Origin of the sequence: Actinomarinicola tropica (assembly GCF_009650215.1) — a bacterium.
GTDB classification, from domain to species: Bacteria; Actinomycetota; Acidimicrobiia; order Acidimicrobiales; family SKKL01; genus Actinomarinicola; species Actinomarinicola tropica.
Genome location: NZ_CP045851.1, coordinates 876,086 through 896,309, shown reverse-complemented (window position 1 = coordinate 896,309; position 20,224 = coordinate 876,086). Strand labels below are relative to the sequence as shown.

The 20,224-nt window shown below is 73.0% G+C and carries 23 protein-coding genes; 15 read left to right on the top strand and 8 right to left on the bottom strand.

What is annotated here, in order from left to right:
* Positions 1-27 precede the first annotated feature (27 nt).
* Entirely contained in the window at positions 28-900 is an 873-nt protein-coding gene (locus GH723_RS04505; RefSeq protein ID WP_195210523.1) for an alpha/beta fold hydrolase, read from the bottom strand.
* Positions 901-1,001: 101 nt separating this feature from the next.
* Here GH723_RS04505 and GH723_RS04500 point away from each other — a divergent pair, with 101 nt between their 5' ends.
* Positions 1,002-1,622, top strand: coding sequence for a TetR/AcrR family transcriptional regulator (locus tag GH723_RS04500; protein ID WP_195210522.1), 621 nt, complete (start codon positions 1,002-1,004; stop codon positions 1,620-1,622).
* Positions 1,623-1,647: 25 nt separating this feature from the next.
* Positions 1,648-2,202 carry a hypothetical protein gene (locus GH723_RS04495; RefSeq protein WP_153758528.1) on the top strand — a complete coding sequence of 185 codons (555 nt, stop codon included), beginning with the start codon at positions 1,648-1,650 and terminating at the stop codon, positions 2,200-2,202.
* A gap of 25 nt (positions 2,203-2,227) precedes the next feature.
* Here GH723_RS04495 and GH723_RS04490 read toward each other — a convergent pair whose 3' ends face one another.
* Complete coding sequence (locus GH723_RS04490; RefSeq protein WP_153758527.1) at positions 2,228-2,545, bottom strand: TFIIB-type zinc ribbon-containing protein; 318 nt, start codon at positions 2,543-2,545, stop codon at positions 2,228-2,230.
* A 228-nt stretch (positions 2,546-2,773) separates the two neighbouring features.
* Between GH723_RS04490 and GH723_RS04485 the strand changes: the two genes are divergently transcribed.
* The 5 genes from GH723_RS04485 to GH723_RS04465 all read left to right on the top strand — a co-directional run bounded on the left by GH723_RS04485 (position 2,774) and on the right by GH723_RS04465 (position 5,920).
* Positions 2,774-3,187, top strand: a complete 414-nt coding sequence (locus GH723_RS04485; RefSeq protein WP_153758526.1) for a DUF3291 domain-containing protein — start codon at positions 2,774-2,776, stop codon at positions 3,185-3,187.
* A 70-nt stretch (positions 3,188-3,257) separates the two neighbouring features.
* A complete protein-coding gene (locus tag GH723_RS04480) occupies positions 3,258-4,250 on the top strand; it encodes an LLM class flavin-dependent oxidoreductase (RefSeq protein WP_229023053.1) in 993 nt (330 codons plus the stop codon).
* A gap of 52 nt (positions 4,251-4,302) precedes the next feature.
* On the top strand, positions 4,303-4,506 hold the full coding sequence (locus GH723_RS04475; protein ID WP_153758524.1) for a ribbon-helix-helix protein, CopG family: 204 nt from the start codon (positions 4,303-4,305) through the stop codon (positions 4,504-4,506).
* A complete protein-coding gene (locus GH723_RS04470; protein WP_153758523.1) occupies positions 4,503-4,898 on the top strand; it encodes a type II toxin-antitoxin system death-on-curing family toxin in 396 nt (131 codons plus the stop codon). Before GH723_RS04475 ends, GH723_RS04470 begins: the two co-directional genes overlap by 4 nt.
* Positions 4,899-4,927: 29 nt before the next feature.
* Positions 4,928-5,920 carry a serine hydrolase domain-containing protein gene (locus GH723_RS04465; protein WP_195210521.1) on the top strand — a complete coding sequence of 331 codons (993 nt, stop codon included), beginning with the start codon at positions 4,928-4,930 and terminating at the stop codon, positions 5,918-5,920.
* A gap of 172 nt (positions 5,921-6,092) precedes the next feature.
* Here GH723_RS04465 and GH723_RS04460 read toward each other — a convergent pair whose 3' ends face one another.
* The gene (locus GH723_RS04460; RefSeq protein WP_153758521.1) at positions 6,093-7,055 is read right to left on the bottom strand and encodes an SDR family oxidoreductase; all 963 of its coding nucleotides are present in this window, start codon (positions 7,053-7,055) and stop codon (positions 6,093-6,095) included.
* Positions 7,056-7,091: 36 nt separating this feature from the next.
* Positions 7,092-8,048 carry an AraC family transcriptional regulator gene (locus GH723_RS04455; protein ID WP_153758520.1) on the bottom strand — a complete coding sequence of 319 codons (957 nt, stop codon included), beginning with the start codon at positions 8,046-8,048 and terminating at the stop codon, positions 7,092-7,094.
* An 81-nt stretch (positions 8,049-8,129) separates the two neighbouring features.
* Here GH723_RS04455 and GH723_RS04450 point away from each other — a divergent pair, with 81 nt between their 5' ends.
* On the top strand, positions 8,130-8,669 hold the full coding sequence (locus tag GH723_RS04450) for a pyridoxamine 5'-phosphate oxidase family protein (protein WP_195210520.1): 540 nt from the start codon (positions 8,130-8,132) through the stop codon (positions 8,667-8,669).
* A 29-nt stretch (positions 8,670-8,698) separates the two neighbouring features.
* Here the strand turns inward: GH723_RS04450 and GH723_RS04445 are convergent, their stop codons facing one another.
* Both GH723_RS04445 and GH723_RS04440 read right to left on the bottom strand, forming a co-directional pair.
* Complete coding sequence (locus GH723_RS04445) at positions 8,699-9,502, bottom strand: SDR family NAD(P)-dependent oxidoreductase (RefSeq protein WP_229023052.1); 804 nt, start codon at positions 9,500-9,502, stop codon at positions 8,699-8,701.
* Positions 9,503-9,540: 38 nt separating this feature from the next.
* Entirely contained in the window at positions 9,541-11,166 is a 1,626-nt protein-coding gene (locus tag GH723_RS04440) for a sensor domain-containing diguanylate cyclase (RefSeq protein WP_153758518.1), read from the bottom strand.
* Between the two features lie 158 nt (positions 11,167-11,324).
* Between GH723_RS04440 and GH723_RS04435 the strand changes: the two genes are divergently transcribed.
* From GH723_RS04435 to GH723_RS04405, 7 genes are all read left to right on the top strand, one after another.
* Positions 11,325-12,332, top strand: a complete 1,008-nt coding sequence (locus GH723_RS04435; protein WP_153758517.1) for a heparan-alpha-glucosaminide N-acetyltransferase domain-containing protein — start codon at positions 11,325-11,327, stop codon at positions 12,330-12,332.
* 95 nt (positions 12,333-12,427) lie between these two features.
* Positions 12,428-13,423: a siderophore ABC transporter substrate-binding protein gene (locus GH723_RS04430; protein WP_153758516.1), complete on the top strand. Its 996-nt coding sequence runs from the start codon at positions 12,428-12,430 to the stop codon at positions 13,421-13,423.
* Positions 13,424-13,429: 6 nt separating this feature from the next.
* Positions 13,430-14,437, top strand: a complete 1,008-nt coding sequence (locus tag GH723_RS04425) for an ABC transporter permease (RefSeq protein ID WP_153758515.1) — start codon at positions 13,430-13,432, stop codon at positions 14,435-14,437.
* Entirely contained in the window at positions 14,427-15,443 is a 1,017-nt protein-coding gene (locus GH723_RS04420; RefSeq protein WP_153758514.1) for an iron chelate uptake ABC transporter family permease subunit, read from the top strand. The genes GH723_RS04425 and GH723_RS04420 overlap by 11 nt, the downstream gene beginning before the upstream one ends.
* Entirely contained in the window at positions 15,440-16,222 is a 783-nt protein-coding gene (locus GH723_RS04415) for an iron ABC transporter ATP-binding protein (protein ID WP_153758513.1), read from the top strand. The genes GH723_RS04420 and GH723_RS04415 overlap by 4 nt, the downstream gene beginning before the upstream one ends.
* Positions 16,223-16,327: 105 nt before the next feature.
* On the top strand, positions 16,328-16,519 hold the full coding sequence (locus GH723_RS04410; protein WP_153758512.1) for a hypothetical protein: 192 nt from the start codon (positions 16,328-16,330) through the stop codon (positions 16,517-16,519).
* A gap of 35 nt (positions 16,520-16,554) precedes the next feature.
* On the top strand, positions 16,555-17,202 hold the full coding sequence (locus GH723_RS04405; protein ID WP_153758511.1) for a hypothetical protein: 648 nt from the start codon (positions 16,555-16,557) through the stop codon (positions 17,200-17,202).
* A gap of 202 nt (positions 17,203-17,404) precedes the next feature.
* Here GH723_RS04405 and GH723_RS04400 read toward each other — a convergent pair whose 3' ends face one another.
* Complete coding sequence (locus GH723_RS04400; RefSeq protein WP_153758510.1) at positions 17,405-17,998, bottom strand: hypothetical protein; 594 nt, start codon at positions 17,996-17,998, stop codon at positions 17,405-17,407.
* A 14-nt stretch (positions 17,999-18,012) separates the two neighbouring features.
* Positions 18,013-20,214, bottom strand: a complete 2,202-nt coding sequence (locus GH723_RS04395) for a DEAD/DEAH box helicase (RefSeq protein ID WP_195210519.1) — start codon at positions 20,212-20,214, stop codon at positions 18,013-18,015.
* Positions 20,215-20,224: the final 10 nt, after the last annotated feature.

Sequence of the window (20,224 nt, the reverse complement as noted above, 5' to 3'; positions counted from 1 at the left end):
CGCCCGCTACCCCCGACACCGCGCCGGCTAACGGAGGGCGGCCCAGTCCTCGTCGAGCGCGACGACGACGGCCTCGGGCCGCTCGACGCCGAGGTCGTGGGCCGCGTGCGGGATCGTGACGACGCAGGCGCCGGTGCGGTCGGCGAACGTCACCGCCGCATCGTGCGTGACGAACGGGCTGTGCTCCCCCCGCACGAGGAGCGGCGGCTCGGACAGCCGCAGGGCCGCATCCCACAGCTGCTCGGCGCTGACGCCGTCGGTGACGAAGCGGCCGAGCCGGGCGCCGTCGAACCGCCACGCCAGCTGACCGTCGGGCTCCTCGCGCAGGCAGTGCTCGACGTAGCGGCGCATGTGGACGGGGTGGGCGAACGGATCGCCCGCCAGCCACACCGCGACGGCCTCGTCGACGGACGTGTACCGGGCCTCGGCGAGTTGGGCCATCCACGCCGCGAGCTCGTGCGCGTCCGGGGACGCGATGGCATCGGGGACGACGTCGAGGAGGGCGAGGTGGCGGATGCGCTCGGGGTGGGCGGCAGCGAGGACCATCCCGATCATCCCGCCCATCGAGTGGCCCACCAGATCGGCGCGGCGGACGCCGAGGACGTCGAGCACGCCGAGCACGTCGGCGGCCATCGACCGGGCGTCGTAGGTGCCGGCGTGGTCGGAGCGCCCGTGGCCGCGCTGCTCGATCGCAAGCACCCGACGGCCGCGTGACGCCAGCGCCTCGACGACCGGGTCCCACTCGCGGGCGTGGCCCATGATCCCGTGGAGCACGACGACGACCAGGGCGTCCGGTTCGCCGACGTCGCGCACGTGGAGCCGGAGCGCGCCGACGCGCACCTCGTGGGCGCGGACCGCGGGGGCGGTGGAGCGGGGGGCGGGGCGTGCGGTGGCGGTCATGTCGTTCCTCCTCGTCGACCGGCCGTGAACCGACCATCCGGTCTGTTCGCGTTCGACCATACAGACCAACTAGTCGGTTTGTCGAGGGCTATCGTGACGGCGTGCCTCGTCCCGCCGCCGCCCGCGACCGCATCCTCGACACCGCCGAACGTCTGGTCCTCCAGCGGGGCTTCGCAGCGACGACGGTCGACGCCGTGCTGGAGGACGCCGGCGCGTCGAAGGGCGCGTTCTTCCACCACTTCCCCACCAAGGCCGCGCTCGGTCGAGCGCTCGTCGAGCGCTACGCCGCAGCCGACGCCGACCTGCTCGAGTCCCAGATGCGCGCCGCCGAGCAGGCGAGCGACGACCCGGCCGAGCAGCTGCTCCTCTTCGTGCGGGGGTTCGAGTCGGCGGCGACCGCGGCGGTCGAGGCGCAGCCGGCCTGCCTCTTCGTGTCGTTCATCTACGAAGCCGAGCTCACCGACCCGGCAACCTCCGACCTCGTCCGAGCATCGATCGCCGAGTGGCGGGCCCGCATCGGCGACAAGCTCAGGGCCGCGTCGGCATCACGGCCACACCTGGCCGATCACGACATCGACGCTGTCGCCGACCACGTCTTCGCCACCTTCGAGGGCGCCTTCCTCCTCGTGCGCGCCGAGGGCGACCCGCAGCACATGGCACGCCAGCTCGCGGTGCTCCGCCACCACCTCGAGCTCCTGCTCGGCGCGCCGGCCTCGACCTGACGCTCCGGCGGTAGCGTCCCGGGCGATGTTCCGCCGTCGCCGCCAGGAGCCGCCGCCCGATCCGCTCGCCGGCATCGATCCGCGTGCGCTCGCACCTCGTTGGGCGGCGCACGTCACCGATGCGCTCGCGGCACGGGCCCGTTGGCAAGCCGTCGTCGGTGGCATCCGCCCCGGACCGGTCCGCGACCGGATGACCGAGCTCTCGGTCCGGGTCGACGACGGGGTGCGGGCCGTGTGGGACACGGCGCAACGGGCCCACGCCGCCGACGAGATGTCACGCAGCGTGGAGGCCGAGCGCGTGACCGACGAGTACAAGCGAGCCCGGCGCGACCCCTCGGTCGACCCCGCCCTCATGGCGGCTCTCACGGCTCGGTTCACGTCGACCCAGCGCATCCTCAACACGGTGGAGGACGCCGACGACCGGCTCCGCCTGCTCGACGCGCGCCTCGGCGCCCTCGTGGCGCGCGCCGCCGAGGTGGCGGTGACGGCGGGCGACGACGGCACGGCCCTGGGCCGGGAGCTCGAGTCCGTGGTGGCCGAGCTCGGCGCGGTGCGCGACTCCCTCGCCTCGCTGAGCTGAGGCCGGCCGGGGCGGGCCCAGCCGGTCAGTCGAAGTCGAAGATCTCCTCGAGGAACGATTTCCGGCGCCGCTTCTTGTCGTAGCGGTCGCGGTCGTCGTACCGGCCTCGATCCTCGTACCGACCTCGATCCTCGTACCGGGGCCGGTCGTCACGTGGTCGTTCGTCGTAGCGAGGAGCCGACGCGGCAGGAGCCGGCGGTGACTCGGGCGCCGCACGGTCGATGATCTTGTCGAGCTCGCCGCGGTCGAGCCACACGCCCCGGCACTGGGGGCAGAAGTCGATCTCCACCCCCTCTCGGGACGAGATCGAGAGCTGCTGGTCGACGCACACCGGACACTGCATGGCCGGCAGCGTACCGATGCCGGCCGACCTCGCGGCCGCGCCGACGGGTGCCGGTCCGGCGCGCTCCGCCCTCGTTCTCGGCACCGATCGGTTCTTGGCACCGATCGGTTCCTGGTACGGATCGCGACCCCATGTGTCGCGTTCGGTACCGAGATGGCCCTTGCGCTCGCCACGCTCATCCATCACACTGTTACACAACAGCGTTATGGAGTCACCAGGAGCGAGCTGATGAGGACCCCCACCCAGACCGGCACCCACGACGTCGACGGTTCGACGCAGCTCGTCACGATGGCGTCGCGGCTCGAGCTGCGGTGCCTCCGCGACGTCCCCGCCTTCCTGCGCGCGGCGCTGCGGCTGCAGCGTCGCTTCGCCGAGGTCGACGGGGGCGTGCGGCTCGACCTCGAGGCCCACCCCCTCCGTCGCACCTTCTTCACGCTGTCGACGTGGCGGGACCAGGCCTCCCTCGACGCCTACGCCGCCGATCCGCTGCACCGCGACGTGATGCGCGCCTTCCGGTCGCGCATGGCCGGGTCCACCTTCGTCACCTGGACCCACGACCCGGCGCCGCTGCCCGGGTGGACCGATGCCCGGGAACGGCTCGACCGCGCCGACCGGGAAGAGAACGCAGCCGAGAGGCGTTGACCCCGGGTGCCGCCCGGATCCGTCCGGGCGTCGCCACGTCACCCCGACGCCATCCAGGAGCTGCTGCAACGTGACCGTCCCCCTCTCCGTCCTCGACCTCGCCACCGTCGACCGGGGCACGGAGATCGGCGATGCCCTCCACCAGACGGTCGCCGTGGCCCGGCGGGCGGAGGAGCTCGGCTACCGCCGGGTCTGGTACGCCGAGCACCACAACATGAAGTCGATCGCCTCGTCGGCGACGAGCGTGCTGATCGCCCACGTGGCGGCGCACACCTCGACGATCCGACTCGGCGCCGGCGGCGTGATGCTCCCCAACCACTCGCCGCTCACGATCGCCGAGCAGTTCGGGACGCTGGCGTCGCTGCACCCGGGGCGGATCGACCTCGGCCTCGGCCGGGCGCCCGGGACCGACCAGGTGACCCTCCTCCAGGCGCTGCGCCGCGACCACCAGGCCGCTGACACGTTCCCCCAGGACGTCCAGGAGCTCCAGGGCTTCCTCACCGGCGAGTCTCGCATCAGCGGTGTCGACGCCTTCCCCGGCAAGGGCACGAACGTGCCGCTCTACATCCTCGGTTCGTCGCTCTACGGCGCCCAGCTCGCCGCCTTGCTGGGCCTCCCCTACGGGTTCGCCTCCCACTTCGCGCCCGATGCGCTGGAGCAGGCCGTCGCCATCTACCGCCAGCGGTTCCGTCCCTCGGAGCAGCTGGCCGAACCGCACGTGATCGCGGGCGTGAACGTCATCGCCGCGCCGTCCGAGGAGGAGGCGCTCGAGCTCCAGCTGCGCACTCGACGTCGGCGCCTCGCCCGCTTCCTCGTGCCGGGCCGCGACCTGTCCGACGACGAGGCCGACACGCTGCTCGCCTCGCCCCAGGGCCAGCAGGTCCTCGGGATGATGCGCTACACCGCCACCGGTTCGCCCGAGGCGGTGCGGGAGTACCTCGACTGGTTCGCCGACCACGCAAGCGCCGACGAGCTGATCGTCGTGCACTCCGCACCGACGGCCGAGACCCGCCTGCGCTCCCTCGAGCTCACCGCTGCGGCCGCCGAGCTCCAGCCCACCTGACCAGCGCCTCAGGGCCTGGGCACAGTTGGTATCACTCCGATACCATCGCGCGATGGCCATGACGCTCCGCCTCACCGACGAGGAGCAGCGCGCTCTGAAGGAGCGTGCCGCCAAAGACGGCATCTCGATGCAGGACGCCGCTCGACGCGCCATCCGCGACTACGTCGCCCGAGCGGATCACCGCAGCCAGGTCGCGGCGGCCGCCGACCTGATCCTCGACGTCCACGCCGACGCCATCGACCGCCTCGGCCGGTGACGGACCCCGTCGAGTTCCTGGACCTCGACGACCTCATCGCACTGGCCGCACGGTTGCTCGGCGATCCGCCGCCCGTGCGCGACGTCGGTCTGCTCGCCGCGGCCGTCGCCCGACCGCAGACGACGGTCGGCGAACACGACGCCTACCCCACGACCTGGCAGAAGGCGGCGGCGCTCCTCCAGTCCGTCGTGAACAACCACGCCCTGATCGACGGCAACAAGCGCCTCGGCTGGCTCGCCACGGCGGTGTTCTTGGAGATCAACGGTAGGAGCGTCGCCAACGCGTCGAACGAGGACGTCTACAGGCTCGTGATGACCGTCGCCTCGGGCCCGACGGACCTCGCCGTGATCGCGGACGCTCTGGAGGCATTCGCAGCCGGCGACGGCGCATAGGGATCGGACGGCCGCGTAGCGTCCCGCCGGTGGAGGACCTCGTGAGGGAGCACGTCGGGCCCGTCGTCGGGAAGGTGCCCGGCGTCGTCGTCGCGGTGCTGGCGGAGGACGAGGAGCACGTCGTCGCGCTCGGTGACCTGAGGTCGCGACCCGACCCTCGGCACGACTGCTGGGAGATCGCCTCGATCACCAAGGGCTTCACGGGCATGCTCCTCGCAGAGATGTCGCTCCGGGGCGAGGTCCGTCTGGACGACCCCATCGGCACCCACCTGCCCGACGACGTCGCCGCCCGGCTCCCGCCGCCCGACCGTCAGCCCACGCTCGACGACCTCGCCACCCACCGCGGCGGCTTCCCCTCGATCCCCCCGGCGCTCCTGCGCCGCGCCCGCGGGGCGAACCCCTACGCGCAGCTCGACGAGGCGATGGTGTTCGACGTGCTCGGTCGCCGGACGCGACGGGCGCGGCGCGACCGGCTCAGCTACTCGAACTTCGGGATGGGCCTGCTCGGCCACATCCTCGGACGAGTCGCCGGCCAGCCCTACGGCGAGCTGCTGCGCAGCCGGATCCTCGAGCCGCTCGACCTGCACCGGACGGGCGTCGGCACCTGCGGGGACGGCACCGAGGTGGTGCCCGGCGTGCGCAAGGGCAAGGGGACGCCGGCGTGGACGTTCGGTGCGCTCGCGGCGTGCGGTGCCCTGCGCGCCACCCCGGCCGACCTCCTCGCCTTCGCGCGGATCACCCTCGACCCGCCCTCCGGCGCCGTCGGCGACGCCATGCAGCTGGCGATGACGCCGCGCCGCAAGGGGCCGGCCCCCGACATGCGCATCGGCCTCGGCTGGATGACGCGCACCTCCCCCCGCGGGGACGTCGTCTGGCACAACGGCGGCACCTACGGCGCGTCGAGCTTCCTGGCGGTCGACCGGACGCGCCGCACCGCGGTCGTCGCCCTCGGCACCACCGGCCCGCGCCTCCTCCCCCGCCTCGACGCCCCGGGCTGGGCCCTGCTCGACGCCATCGCCTGACGGCGCGGAGGGGCCGGTCCCGGAGCGCCCGCGGGCGTGCGTCGAGGCCCGCGGGGGCGATCGCGCCACCCGGCTGGCGACATCGCCCCCGCGAGCGGCCCGCGGGGGCGATCGCGCCAACGGGCTGGCGACATCGCCCCCACGAGCAGGCGGCGGGCTCGCGGGCGCTTGCTCAGCGGTAGCCGGTGACGTCGACCGGCTTGCCGGCCTCGCGCACCTCGACGATGTAGCCCCAGGCGTCGGGGCGCGACCCGTCGACGTCGGTGAACCCGTAGGCCTCGGCGAGGTCGAAGGCCTCGATCGAGCGGCGGTTCCACCGGGCCCGGTCGGGGTCGGCGGCCAGCGCCGCTACCCCGCGCCCGACGAACAGCGGCGTCTCCGACACGAGGAAGTCGTCCGGGGGCAGCTCCTCGGTGCCGAGGTTCGCCCGGGTGACCTCCTCCCAGTTCTCCTCGGTGACGCCGAAGGTGTCGAGCATCAGCTCGCTGCGCATCCAGCCCGGCGTGAGCGCGACGGCCGTGCCGCCGTGCGGCTCGAGCTCGGCGCCGAGCGAGTAGCCGAGCCGGTTGGCGCAGGCCTTCGCCAGGTCGATGAAGGCCGAGATGCGGTAGTGGGTCGAGTTGTACTCGGTCGTCCCGTCGGTCACCTCGACGACCAGGCCGCCCGGCTCGCGGATCATGAGCGGCAGCAGGTGGTGGGCGGCGATGAGGTGGGTGTGCACAGCGGTGCGCAGGTAGCGCAGGCCGCGCTCGAGGTCCTGCTCCCAGATCGGCAGGTCCCACTCGGCGAGGTGCTCGCCGGCGATGTCGTTGACGAGCACATCGAGCCGCCCCTGCTCCCGGTCGACGCGGGCGGCCAGGTCGGACACCTGCTCCGGTTCGAGGTGGTCCATCGCCACGGCGATGCCGGTGCCGCCGGCCGCGGTGACCATCTCGGCCGTCTCCTCGATCGTCTCGGGGCGGTCGTAGTCGGAGCGACGCTCGCGGGTGGTGCGGCCGGTGCAGTAGACGGTGGCGCCGGCCTCGCCGAGCGCGACGGCGATGCCGCGGCCGGCGCCGCGGGTGGCGCCGGCGACGACGGCCACGCGGCCGGCCAGCGGGAGAGCGTCAGGGGTGGGTGCGGAGGTCTCGGTCATGCGCCCATCGTCGGTGCGCCTCCCTGACAGCTCGCGTCAGGGACCGCCGACGGCGGCGAGCTGCTCGGTGCGGTGCTCCTTCGGGCTGACCCCGCGCACCCGCGAGAACGCCGAGCTCAGCGCGTACGGACTGGCGTAGCCGACGCGCCGGGCGACCGACCCGAGCGTGGCCCCCGGTTCGAGGAGCAGGTCGGCGGCCAGCGCGAGCCGCCAGTTCGTCAGGTACGTCATCGGGGGCTCGCCCATCAGCTCGGCGAAGCGCCGCGCGAAGGCCGCCCGCGACGCGCCGACCTCGGCGGCCAGCGAGGCGACGGTCCACTGCCGGGCCGGCTCGTCGTGGAGGAGGCGGATGGCGGGCCCGACGATCGGGTCGGCGGCGGCCCGGAACCAGCCGGGCGCGTCCTCGGCGCACTCGGCGAACCACTGGCGCAACGTCGAGACGAGGAGGAGGTCGAGGAGCCGGTCGAGCATCACCTGCTGGCCGGGGCCGTCGCGCAGGACCTCCTCGGCGAGCAGGTCAACCAGGCGCTGGTCGGCACGGCCGGCACCGACGACGAGATGGCGCGGCAGCGCGGCGAGGAGCCGGTCGCTCACCGCGCCGTCCACCTCGTAGGTGCCGCAGAGCAGCGACGTCGACCCGTCGGGGTCGTTGCCCCACGTGCGCACGCCGAGGGTCATGGCGTCGTGCAGGTCGACGCCGTCAAGGGTGGTGCACCGCTGACCCGGGTGGACGACGATCTGGGGTGGCCGACCGGCGGCGTCGGCGAGCACGTACGGGTCGGGGCCGCGCACGACGGCCACGTCGCCCACCCCGAGTCGCACCGGGGGCGATCCGTCGAGCAGGTCGAGCCAGGCGTCGCCACGCAGGATCGCGGCGATCGTGAGCGGCGACTCGTCCTGCAACCGGAGCGACCACGGCGGCTCGAGCAACGAGCGGAGCAGGAACGCGTTGCGGGCACGCGGACCGTCGAGGAGGCCGGTGAGCACGTCCATCGGGCACACCGTAGACGCTCGCGCATGGATCCGAGACGGGAACCCATGGACCGTCTCGCCCGGCTGGCGTCGAATGATGCCATGACCACCACCGACCACACCCCGCCCCTCGACGGCGCCACCGGCTCGGCCCTGGCCGACGCCTCCCTCGCCCACCCCACGTGGGAGGACGTGGTGCGGCGCATCGCCCGCCGCTCCTACTGCGTCCTCGGCACGAGCTCCCCCGTCCACCGCCCACACAGCGCCGGCGTCCTCTACGCCGAGGCCGACGGCGCGCTCTACATCTCGATCGAGCGCGACAGCCGCAAGGGCCGCAACATCGCGGCCAACGCCCACGTGTCGGTCAACGTGCCGATCCGACGGCTCCCGGTCGGGCCGCCCGCCACGGCGATGTACGCGTCGACCGCCGAGCTGCTCCCGATCGACGATCCGCACATCCTCGAGCTGGCGCGCGACGGGCGGATCACAGCCGTCACCAGCCACGGCGAGCTCGAGCACCCTGCGGGGGCCTTCGTCCGCATCGCCCCGCCGCAGGTGGTGCACACCTACGGCCTCGGGCTCTCGCTCCTCACCTTCATCCGCAACCCGCTGCGCGCCGCCGGCCGGGTCGAGCGGCCCTGACCGGCTCGACGCCACGGCCCGCCGCAGCGTCAGTCGCCGGTGCCGGGCTTCGTGAACCGGGTGTTGATCGCCGACGCCAGCTTCTCCGGCGCCAGGCTCCACGCCGCGACCGTCAGGTGGTTCTTCGCCGCGCCGCCGACGACGTGGTCCTTGCCGGCGAGCATCGCCTCGATGCCGTCGCGCGCCACGTCGGCCGGATCGTCCTTGTTCATCTGACCGAGGCGGGTGTCGAGCATGTCGGCCCTCTCGAAGAACTCGGTGTCGGTGGGCCCGGGCATCAGCGCGGTGACCGTGACCCCGGAGTCGGAGAGCTCGGTCCGCACCGCCTGGCTGAACGACTGGAGGAAGGCCTTCGAAGCGCTGTAGACGGAGATGTAGGGCCCGGGCGCCGCCGCGGTGACCGAGGACGTGATGAGCACCCGCCCGTCGCCGCGCTGCACCATGTCGGGCACGATCGCGTGGAACGTGCGCAGCACGCTCGTCACGTTCACGGCCAGGACGTCGAGGTGGTCGTCGAGCGGCTCGTCGAGGAACGCACCGCTCACGCCCGTCCCCGCGTTGAGGAGGAGGGCGTCGGGCGCACGGCCTCGCCCACGGATCGCGCTGACGAGCTGGTCGACGCCATCGACGGAGCGCAGGTCGACCTGGACGGGGTCGACGTGGGTGCCGTGCTGGCGCATCTCCTCGGCGGCACCGACGAGCGCCTCGTCGTCGGCGGTGACGAGCAGGTCGTAGCCGCGCTCGGCCATCTGGAGGCCGAGCTGGCGACCGATGCCGGTCGAGGCGCCGGTGACGACCGCGAAGGGGCGGCCGGTGAGATCGATGTCGGACACGAGGTCCTCCCGTGGGGGTCGAGACCCTCACGTACCCGTCAGGGCGCCGCCGGAACGTCGGGGACCGATTCGGCCAGCGACCACCCGTCCTTGCCGGCGTCCTTGGCCCGGTAGACCGCCACGTCGGCGTCGTGGAGCAGCTGCCCGCCGTCGGCCCGGAGCCCCGCGGCCACGCCGATGCTCGCGCTGACCGTCACCTCCACCCGACCACCGTCGAGGAGGATCGGCGTCCGGATGGCCTCGACGAGCCGGCGGGCGACGGACTCGGGGCTCTCCACCGAGGACGCGCCGTCGAGGAGCACGACGAACTCGTCACCCCCGAGCCGCCCCACCGTGTCGGACTCGCGGATCTCGTCCCGGATGCGGACCGCCAACGTCGCCAGGACCTCGTCGCCGGCCTGGTGGCCGTGGGTGTCGTTCACGTCCTTGAAGCCGTCGAGGTCGATGAACAGCGCCGCCGGCACCGACCCGTCCCGCCGGGCCCGGGCGACGAGCGCGTCGGCACGCTCGGCGATGAGGCCGCGGTTGGCGAGACCCGTCAGCGGATCGTGCAGCGCCCGGTGCCGGAGCTCCTCGGTCGCCTCGTCGACGAGCGTGAGCGCGCGGGCCCGGCCGGTGCCGAGCACGTACAAGAGCGTGGCGAGCAGGACCGGGGCCGCGACGCCGGCGACGACGAGGACGAACGCGGTGCGCGTCCACCCCACCGACGGGTCGTCGACGGCCCGCACCGTGAGCCGCCACCCCGGGACGAGCGGCGCGACGCGCTGCGGCCCGGCGGCCGCTGCGAGGTCGCCGGCGCGGAACGACACGTCGGAGTAGGCGTCGCGGTAGCGGAGGTCGACGGCGACGTCCTCGCGATCGCCGACGACGCGAGCGACGACGCGGTCGGCGTCGAGGAGCGTGGCGATCGCCCCGATGAAGGCGTCACGACGCGCGGAGATCGTCGACGGCACCTCGTCGCCGGCGAAGACCGGCGTGACGACGATGAGCGGGATGTCGCCGGCGACCGTCGTCCCGGACCGGTACACCGAGCCCCCGGTGGAGATCATCGGGCCGATGGTGGACGCCAGGCTCGGGTCGGCGCAGATGTCGATGTTCGGCTCGACGATCTCGGTGGGCGTCGCCTGGAAGCCGACGGCCTGGACCAGGCACACGTGGGCCCTGCCGGTGTCGGCCACGACGAGCAGCTCCCCGGCCGGACCGAGGATCGACGCCACCGCCGGGTCGGCGGCGAGCCGCGCCGCGTGGACGTCGAGCTCGGCGCGGGGGACGTAGCGGACGAAGCCCACCCCGGTCAGCTCGGGGTACCGCTCGATGATGCGGGCCGACCGCACCCAGCCCTCGAGGTCCGCCGTCGTCATGTCGGGGTTCGTGGCGACGGCGCCGGCGGTGCTGACCACCAGGTCGCTCTGGCGCTGGAGCTCGATGTGGAAGGCCGCCGTCACGTCGCCGACGAGGACCTCGGTCGCCTTCTCGGCCTCCTCCTCCGCGCTGCGCCGCTCGGCGGAGAAGGCAACGCCGGTGAACGTCAGCCCGGCGACGAGGGTGAGGATGCTCGCGAGGCCCCACGTCCGGCGGGCCCGGCGGAGCCGACCCGGCGCGCGCCGATCGGCCACGTCGTCGCCGGGCGTCGGATCGGGCAGGGGTCGCGGGGTCGGCGACATCGTCTCTCCAGCGGGCCGAGCGAAGGCCCGTCGCCTCCTTGGTCGGAGGGTCCTCCCTGAGGGTGAGGGCCGATCGGCCCGTCTCCGGCGGATGTGACCGATGACCGCGGGCGTCCCCTCGGGTGGGGCCCGGACTGCGGGGGTAGTGCGCGGCGGTCATGACGACCCCGACCTCCACCCGCACCCGCCCGCACGCCGCCGCCACCAGGGGCGGCTCCCGCCTCGCGGCCCTCGACCGCCTGCGGGGGCTCGCCCTCGTGGCCATGCTGTTCCACCACCTCCTCGACTGGATCTCCGGCGACGCCCGCGAGGTCATCCCCGGATGGCGGTACTTCGTGGTGACCGACGTGGCGGCGGTGGCGTTCTTCTGCGTGTCGGGGGCGTCGCTGGCGCTCTTCGCGACGTCCCGCCGACGCCGGGGCGCATCACGAGGAGCCGTCGCCGTCGAGGTGCTGCGCCGGTACGGACTGCTGGTGCCGATCGGTCTCCTGATCCACCTGGCGATCTTCCGGACCGAGTACGGCTTCGGCGTCCTCGAGGCCATCGGCATCACGGTCGTCGCCGCCGCGTCCCTGCTCGCGGTGGTCCCCACCCGGGTCCTCCCGGCTGTGGCCGCCGGCGTGCTCGTCCTCGGCCCGTGGCTCGAGCGACGGGCGGCCGACGAGTCGGGCTGGGTGGCCGAGCACCTGCTCGGCGGGACGTTCCCCGTCGTCACCTACCTCGGCTTCGTCCTCGTGGGCGTCGCTGCGTCCCGCCACGGGCTGCTCGGCGACCGGCGTGGCGTCCAGCTGGCCGCGGTCGTCATGTCCGCTGGGGTGGCGCTGCTCGTCGTCTCGGGCGTCGAACCGGACCGATACCCCGGCGATGCGGCGTTCGTCCTGCCCGGCCTCGCGGGCACCGCCCTGGCCCTCGCGGCGTGCCAGCTGACCTGGCCTCGGGTACTCCGACGGTTCGACCGGTTCGTGCGCGACGCCGGCGCCCGGGCGCTCGGGCTGTTCATCGGCCACTACCTGATCTACGGGCTGCTCCAGGAGGCGGGCTGGATGCGCCAGGTGGACCAGTCCTGGGGCGTGGCGCTCGCGGCGGCGGTGACGACGGGCCTGTGCCTGCTGGCGCCGCACGTCCCGCAGCTGCCCTGGTCGCCACGCACCGGGCGGCGCACGTGAGGGGTCGGCGCAGGCCCGGAGGGCCCAGGGCTTGCTCGGATTGGTGATGGCACGGTAGTAAGCGCTCCTAACACCGATCCCAAGGAGCTCCCCACATGCGCCGATATCGGCCCCTCGCCCTCATCCTGGCCCTGCTGCTGCTCGCAGCGGCGTGCGGCGACGACAGCGACACCGCCGACGACGACTCCTCGGCGACGACCGAGGCCGATGCGTCGGGCGAGGAGGGCACCGAGGACGACGGCGACGCCGAGGAGGCGTCGGGCACCGTCACGATCGAGCACTACTCGGGCACCGACGAGGTGCCGACCGACCCCGAGACGGTCGTGGTGATGGACACCGGCGTGGCCCTCAGCCTCCTCGACCTCGGGATCGCGATCGACGGGCTCGGCGTGGCCGGCACGGTGCCCGACGAGCTCGCCGACATCGAATCGGTCGGCACCGCGTTCGAGCCGGACTACGAGGCGATCAACGCCCTCGAGCCGGACCTCATCATCGTCGCCACCCGGTCGTCGGCGACCTACCCGGACATGTCCGAGATCGCGCCGACGGTCGACCTCACCCCGGCCGAGGACGTCGACTACCTCGAGGCCCTCCGTGCGCGCCACGAGTCGATCGGTGAGATCTTCGGCGTCGAGGACGAGGTGGCCGAGCGGTTCGACGCCATCGACGCCCGCGTCGAGGAGATCGCCGCGCAGACCGGTGAGGCCGGTGACGCCCTGATCCTCATGACCAGCGGCGCCGAGGTCACCGCCTACGGCCCCGGCTCCCGGTTCGGCCTGGTCCACGACCTGCTCGGCTACGGCGCCGCGGACGAGTCGCTGTCCGACGAGGCCACCCACGGCGAGGCCGTCTCGTTCGAGTTCATCCTCGAGGCCGCCCCCGACGTCATGTTCGTGATCGACCGCTCGGCCGCCATCGGCGAGGAGGGCGAGGCCGCCGAGCAGGTCCTCGACAACGAGCTCGTCGGTCAGACCCCGGCGTGGAGCGACGACCGGGTCGTCTACGTCGACTCCTTCGCCTGGTACATCACGTCGAACTCGCTGCCGGGCATCGAGCAGATCCTGGACGACGTCGAGTCCAGCCTCCCCTGACGTCCGTTGGTCCCGGACGTCTCGCACCAGGCCGCCGATCGCCGGGTCGCCGACCTCCGGGTCGCCGCGATCGGCGGCTTGGTGCTGCTCGTCGTCGGGGCGCTGTCGCTCTTCGTGGGCGTCAGCGCCGTGTCCCCGTGGGACCTGCTCGCCGGCGACGAGCAGCAGCGCACGATCTTCCTGACCAGTCGAGTGCCGCGCCTGCTGGCGATCGTGCTCTCGGGCTCGGCCATGGCTGTGGCCGGTCTCATCATGCAGGGGCTGACCCAGAACCGCTTCGTGGCCCCGTCGACCGCCGGCACGATCGAGTCGGCGACCCTCGGGCTGCTCGTCGCCACGATGTGGTTCGGGACGGCGTCGGTGCTCGGCAAGATGCTGGTCGCCGTCGTGTTCGCCCTCGTCGGCACCGGCGTGTTCCTCGCCCTCGTCCAACGGCTGCGCTTCTCCGACATCATCGTCGTGCCCCTGGTCGGGATCATGTTCGGCGCGGTGGTCGAGGCGACCACCGACTTCTTCGCGTTCCGGGCCGACCTGCTCCAGACGCTCGCGGCGTGGACGACGGCGGACTTCTCGGCCACGCTCCGGGGACGCTACGAGCTGCTCTACCTGGTGGGCGCCCTGACCGTCGTCGCCTACCGCTACGCCGACCGCTTCACCGTCGCCGGCATGGGACGGGACCACGCCGTCAACCTGGGGGTCGACCACCGGCGCACCGTCACCATCGGCTTGGGGCTCGTGGCCACCGTGAGCGCGGTCGTGGTCGTGGTCGTCGGCGCCATCCCCTTCCTCGGGCTCGTCGCCCCCAACGTGACGACGATGATCGTGGGCGACAACGTCCGCCGCGTGCTGCCGGTGACCGCCCTCACCGGCGCCATCGTGCTGCTGGTCTGCGACATCCTCGGTCGGACGATCCGCTACCCGTTCGAGATCCCGGTGGGCACGGTCATGGGCGTCATCGGCGGGGCGATCTTCATCGGGCTCATCGCCCGGACGAGGTTCCGTGATGCCCGCTGAGCTCTCGCCCGTCGACCTCTCGCTCGCCGCGGTCGAGCGCCCGGGCACCTTCTCGCCGCGCCGGGCCCGGCTCGTCATCGTCGTCCTCGGCGTGCTCGCCGTGGCGTCGATCGTCGCGTTCATGACCTACGACCTGCGGGGGTCGCTCTCGTTCGCGCTCGAGCTGCGGGCGAGGAAGGTCGCGGGCATGACCCTCGTCGGCGTGTCGCTCGGCGCCGCCACGGTGATGTTCCACACGATCACCGGCAACCGCATCCTCACCCCGTCGTTGATGGGCTTCGACGCGCTCTACCTCATGGTGCAGAGCCTGGCCGCCTACACGTTCGGGACCTTCGCCTTCCTGGCCATCGACGTGCGGGTGCGCTTCGGGTTCGAGCTGCTCGTCATGGTCGGCTTCGCCCTGGTGCTGCAGCGGGTGTTCCTGCGCCCGGCGAGCCAGGACATCGTGGCGCTGCTCCTCGTCGGCGTCGTCCTGGCGGGGATGTTCCGCAGCCTCACCCAGCTCGTCGCCCGACTCATCGACCCCAACGAGTACGCCACCCTCCAGGACCAGTTCTTCGCCAGCTTCGCCAACGTCGACGAGGACCTCCTGCGCGTGGCGGGAGCCATCGTCGTCGTCGTGCTCGCCGTCACCTGGCGGTGGGTGGGACGGCTCGACGTCATGGCCCTCGGTCGGGACTCGGCGGTGGGTCTCGGCGTCGACCACGCCCGGGTCGCCGATCGGACCCTCGTCGCGGTGGCCGTGCTCGTGTCGGTGGCCACCGCGCTGGTCGGGCCGATCACGTTCCTCGGCCTGCTCGTGTCGAACCTCGCGTACCGCCTGACCGGCACCTTCCGCCACCGCTACACGATCCCGGCCGCCGGCCTCGCCGGTGTGGTCGCCGTCGTCGGCGCCCAGTTCCTGCTCGAGGAGCTCCTCGAGTTCCAGACCCGTGCGAGCATGATCGTCAGCTTCCTCGGCGGCCTCTACTTCATCGTCCTCCTCCTCAGGGAGCCCCGTTCGTGATCACCATCGACGGCATCACCAAGCGCTACGGATCGACCACCGTCGTCGACCGGGTGAGCCTCGAGATCCCGCGCGGCGGGGTCGTGTCCCTCATCGGCGCCAACGGTGCCGGCAAGTCGACGCTGCTGTCGATGGTCGGCCGACTGCTCGCACCGGACGGCGGACGGGTGCTGCTCGACGGGGTGGACGTCCTCGCCACGCCGAGCGCCGAGCTGTCGTGCCGGCTGTCGATCCTGCGCCAGGAGAACCACCTGCCGATCCGGCTGACCGTGCGGGAGCTGGTGGAGTTCGGGCGCTACCCGCACTGTAAGGGGAGGCTGCAGGAGGACGACCACCGCCAGGTCGACCTGGCCATCGAGCACCTGGAGCTGGGAACGTTCGCCGGGCGCCGGCTCGACCAGCTGTCGGGCGGTCAGCGGCAGCGGGCCTACATCGCCATGGTGCTCGCACAGGACACCGACTTCGTGCTGCTCGACGAGCCGCTGAACAACCTCGACCTGCGGCATGCTGCGCAGTCGATGGAGACGATCCGCTCGATGGCCGAGCAGCTCGACAAGACCGTCGTCGTCGTGCTGCACGACGTGAACGTGGCCGCGCACCACAGCGACCGCGTCATCGCGATGAAGGACGGGCAGGTGATCGCCGACGGCGCACCGGCCGAGGTGGTGACCGAGGCCGTCCTGCGCAAGGTCTACGACCTCGACGTGCCGGTCGCCCACGTCGACGCCGGTCCGGTGGCGCTGCACTTCGCGCGCATGGCCTCTCCGGCCGCCGAATGACACCCGTGACACGAATGACACCGGCGTAACCGTCAGACCCCCTTCGTACTGTCCGATCACAACGGTCGACAACTCGACCACGGACCACGAAAGCGGGCAGATCCGATGTTCCCCCTCCTCCTCTCCTTCGACGCGTCCCGCCGGCGACGTCCCGGCGTGCGGGCGGCGTCCGCCGTCGCTGTGCTGGCCGCGGCGCTCGGGGCGGTCGTCGCAGCGGCGCGGACCCGCCGCCAGGCGGGCGAGGCTCGCCGGATCGAGGCGTGGCGGAGGGTCCACGACCAGCGCTGGGTGCGGTGACCGGACCACACCCTGCGGTGTGCGAACCTCACGGGGTGACCACCCCCGACCCAGCCACCTACCACTGGCCCACCGGCACCGTCGTCGAGCCCGACGGCACGATCGTCTTCCGCCCCTCCTGGGAGACCTACCGGTCGAAGTTCCTCCAGGTGCCCGGGTTCCTCGTCGCCATCGTGGCGTTCAACGCGTTCCGGATGAACGACGTCGGCCTCTCGCTGGCGATCGCCGGCGTCACGCTCGCGGTCGGGGCGCTCGGCACGTGGGCCTACTTCCAGCGGGCGTTCACGTCGGTGGGCCCGCGAGGCCTCGTCCGCAAGGACCTGTTCCGCAACACCACCGTGCCCTCCGACCGGATCGGCCTCGTGATCTTCGCCCGGGAGCTCCGCCACTTCGACACCCGCGTCGACACCACGCTCATCGTCACCGACACCGAGGCCAGGAAGGTGGCGATGTTCAACGGGCCGTTCTGGTCCCGGGAGCAGCTGTACGCGATGGCGTCGGCGATGCAGCGGCCCACGTGGCAGCCGTCGGGCCCGGTGTCCTACGGCGACATCAAGGACCGGTATCCGAAGGCCGTGCCGCTCATGTACTCGAACCCGTGGCTCTTCGCGTTCGGGGTGGTCGGCGCGGTGATCGCCGCGGTCGTCGTCATCGCCATCGTGGTGGCCGCCGCGACCAGCTGAGCGGCTCGCCGGCGCTCGGGGACGTTCGCCTCTGGCTGCGGACCGAGCCGGGCGCGACGGTCAGGGTGTCCTCGACCCGCCTCGGAGAGGGGGAGCCATGGAGTGGCCCATCGCTGCGGTCCTCATCGCGCTGATCATCGCCGTCATGGCGATCGTCACCACCTACATCGGGACCAAGAGCTCCCACTGACGCGCGGCGCCGTCAGGGGTTCTTGGCCATGTCCCACAGCGCGCCGGCGAACCGGCGAACCGCCCCGGCGCGCCCCGGCGGTCCGCACAGCTCGGTCAGGAGCACGACGACCACCTCGTCGGTGCGGTCGAGCGGAGCACGCACGGCGAGGTCGACGCCGCGGGTGAACGCCGCGGGCACGGCATCGTCGGGGCGGCCGCGCTCGCCGCTGGCCGTCGCGTGCACGATGACCTCGCCGTCGCGCCGGACCTCCGCGGTGCCCGCGGATCGGTGGGCGAACCCGTAGCGCCGACCGGCGACGGCGACCCGGACGTCCTGCGCGCGGCGTCGGGGCCCGTGCGGCGCGCCGTGGCGGAGCCGCACCTCCGTCCCGTCGGCGAGCGTGACGACCGCCCGGCCGTGGATCGGGACGTTGCCGCCTCGCGACGCCCAGGCCTCGGACTCGTACTGCCGGAGCTTCCCCTCGAGCCCCACGACCTTCCACAGCGGCGCCCACGCCCGTCCGCCCGGCGTGACGGTGGCGGCCACGGTGCCTTCGGGGTCGACGATGCGGGTCAGCTCCGGCCCGCCGTACCGGTCGATCGTCCACCCCTCGAGCGCCCGCATCGGCACAGTGTGGCTCACCCGGCGGCGAGGCCGAGCCGCTCGCGCTCGGCGGCGATGATCTCGGCCTCCTGCTGCGCCTGCGACACCACCTCGGCGGTGCTCGCCTCGTCGGTGACGTCGACGGCCGCCGGCGACGCGTCACGCATGGTGCTCTGGCGCACGTAGTCGGCGAACAGCGCGGACTTGGCCGCGAGGATCTCGACCATCCGCTCGTCGACGCTGTCCTCGGTCAGCAGCCGGTGCACCTCGACGGGGCGGACCTGGCCCATGCGGTGGCATCGCGCGATGGCCTGCTCCTCGGTCGTCGGCTTCCACTGCGGCTCGGTGAGCACGACGACCGACGCCGCCTGGATGTTGAGCCCCACGCCCCCGGCCTCGATCTGGGACACGAGCACCGCGGGGCCGGGCCGGGCGGAGAACTCGTCGACGAGGACCTGGCGGTCCGGCGCCGGGATGCTGCCGGTGAGCGGTCCGACCGCCAGCTCCCCCACCGCGGCGTGGACCCGTTCGATCACGTCGAGGAAGAAGGAGAAGACGACGACCTTGCGGCCGTTCTCCGCGGCCTCGTCGACGATCTCGAGCAGTCGGGCGAGCTTCGGCGAGTCGGTCGACGGCTCGCACATGAACGCGGCGCGGCGCATGGCCATGAAGTTCTCGGCGGCGACGGCGTCGCGGTAGGCGGCGAGCGACGGACCCTCGAGGTCGAGCCAGTCGGCGGCGTCGATGCGTGGCGGCAGCTCGTCGAGCACGTCGGTCTGGTTGCGGCGCAGGTAGACGGGTGCGACGGCCCGGCGGAACGCGTCGGCGCCGGCGATCCCCGCCGACACGTCGATGCGCGACGCCAGGTCGGGGCGGATGTGGTCGACGAGCACGCGGAACTCCTCGACCCGGTTCTCCATCGGGGTGCCGCTCATCAGCAGGACGTGCTCCGCCCCGGCGAGCCACGCGCGCACCACCTTCGTGCGCTGGGCACCGGGGTTCTTCACGAAGTGGGCCTCGTCGACGACGACGGCGTGGAGCGCGATGTCGGGCCGGGTCAGCGCCTTCAACGTGTCGAACGTCGTGATGGCGACGCCGCCGCCGGCCACCCAGTCGGCCATGGCCGCGTCGCGGGCGTCGCCGTGGAGGCGGAACGTCCGGGTGAGCTCGGTGTGGCGGCGGATCTCGTGCTCCCAGTTGGCGAGCACGCTGGCCGGGCACACGACGAGGAAGTGCGTGGCGCCGCCGGCGGCGAGGTGGGTGAGGACGCCGAGCGCCTCGATCGTCTTGCCGAGGCCCATGTCGTCGCCGAGGATGACCCGCTTCTGCACCAGGGCGAAGGTGGTGCCGAACGCCTGGTAGCCGCGCAGCGAGGCCCGCAGGAGCGTGGTGTCGAGGTCGAAGGCCTCGATGCGGGCGACGATCTCCTCCGGGAGCAGCCCGTGGGTGGCGTCGGCATCGGGTCCGAGCCCGGCCAGCTCGGCGAGCAGGCCGTTGTAGACGACCGGCCGGGCGAGGTAGTCGTCCCACACGTCGGTCGGACCCTCGGCGGGGGCGCCGAGCGCAGCGCGTGCGCCCGAGAGCTCGCTCGCAAGCAGCGACATCTCCGGGGAGAGCAGGAGGTCGGTGAGGCGCTCGAGCGCGGCAGCGGACTCCTCCTTCTTCCGCCGGCCGGCGAAGAAGCGCTTCAGCCGGGTGGCCTGGAGCCGTGCCGTGTCGACGTCGGCGTCGATCGCCGCGGCGACCTCCTCGAGGCGCGGGGCGAACGGCTCGACGTGGCGCTCGACGAGGTCGACCTGGCGGAGGGCGTCGAGCAGCGCGGTCTGCTCGGTCGGGCGGGCGTCGACGTCGAAGCGGACGCGGGTGGCGTCGCGCAGGGCCGCCTCGACCTGGGCGGCCGCCGCCACCAGCTGGACCGACGTCTTCGGGCCGACACCGGGGATGGCCTCGAGCTGGCGAGGGCCGGCCTGACGCACCTGCGCGACGGTGGCGATCCCTGCGTCCTCGAGCGGGCCGAGGCGCAGGCGGCCGTCGGTGGCTTCCTTCAGCGCGTCGATCGGCATCTGGGCGAGCTGGGCGTGGACGCCGCTGTTTTGCGCTGTGTCGTGCGCCTGCTGGGCGGCGGCGACGGTGGTGAGCCGCAGGTCGAGCAGGCTGCGGATCTGCGCCCGCAGCTCGTCGACGGTCTCGATGATCGTCGCCGCGGAGTCGCCCGAGGCGACCATCGGATCGTTCACGGGCCGGGAC

What these genes read in the sequence shown, in the direction of transcription:
- GH723_RS04505 (WP_195210523.1), bottom strand. Translation starts at nt 900, where the DNA reads ATGACCGCCACCGCACGCCCCGCCCCCCGCTCCACCGCCCCCGCGGTC.
- GH723_RS04495 (WP_153758528.1), top strand. Translation starts at nt 1,648, where the DNA reads ATGTTCCGCCGTCGCCGCCAGGAGCCGCCGCCCGATCCGCTCGCCGGC.
- GH723_RS04490 (WP_153758527.1), bottom strand. Translation starts at nt 2,545, where the DNA reads ATGCAGTGTCCGGTGTGCGTCGACCAGCAGCTCTCGATCTCGTCCCGA.
- GH723_RS04485 (WP_153758526.1), top strand. Translation starts at nt 2,774, where the DNA reads ATGAGGACCCCCACCCAGACCGGCACCCACGACGTCGACGGTTCGACG.
- GH723_RS04475 (WP_153758524.1), top strand. Translation starts at nt 4,303, where the DNA reads ATGGCCATGACGCTCCGCCTCACCGACGAGGAGCAGCGCGCTCTGAAG.
- GH723_RS04460 (WP_153758521.1), bottom strand. Translation starts at nt 7,055, where the DNA reads ATGACCGAGACCTCCGCACCCACCCCTGACGCTCTCCCGCTGGCCGGC.
- GH723_RS04455 (WP_153758520.1), bottom strand. Translation starts at nt 8,048, where the DNA reads ATGGACGTGCTCACCGGCCTCCTCGACGGTCCGCGTGCCCGCAACGCG.
- GH723_RS04450 (WP_195210520.1), top strand. Translation starts at nt 8,130, where the DNA reads ATGACCACCACCGACCACACCCCGCCCCTCGACGGCGCCACCGGCTCG.
- GH723_RS04440 (WP_153758518.1), bottom strand. Translation starts at nt 11,166, where the DNA reads ATGTCGCCGACCCCGCGACCCCTGCCCGATCCGACGCCCGGCGACGAC.
- GH723_RS04435 (WP_153758517.1), top strand. Translation starts at nt 11,325, where the DNA reads ATGACGACCCCGACCTCCACCCGCACCCGCCCGCACGCCGCCGCCACC.
- GH723_RS04430 (WP_153758516.1), top strand. Translation starts at nt 12,428, where the DNA reads ATGCGCCGATATCGGCCCCTCGCCCTCATCCTGGCCCTGCTGCTGCTC.
- GH723_RS04420 (WP_153758514.1), top strand. Translation starts at nt 14,427, where the DNA reads ATGCCCGCTGAGCTCTCGCCCGTCGACCTCTCGCTCGCCGCGGTCGAG.
- GH723_RS04410 (WP_153758512.1), top strand. Translation starts at nt 16,328, where the DNA reads ATGTTCCCCCTCCTCCTCTCCTTCGACGCGTCCCGCCGGCGACGTCCC.
- GH723_RS04400 (WP_153758510.1), bottom strand. Translation starts at nt 17,998, where the DNA reads ATGCGGGCGCTCGAGGGGTGGACGATCGACCGGTACGGCGGGCCGGAG.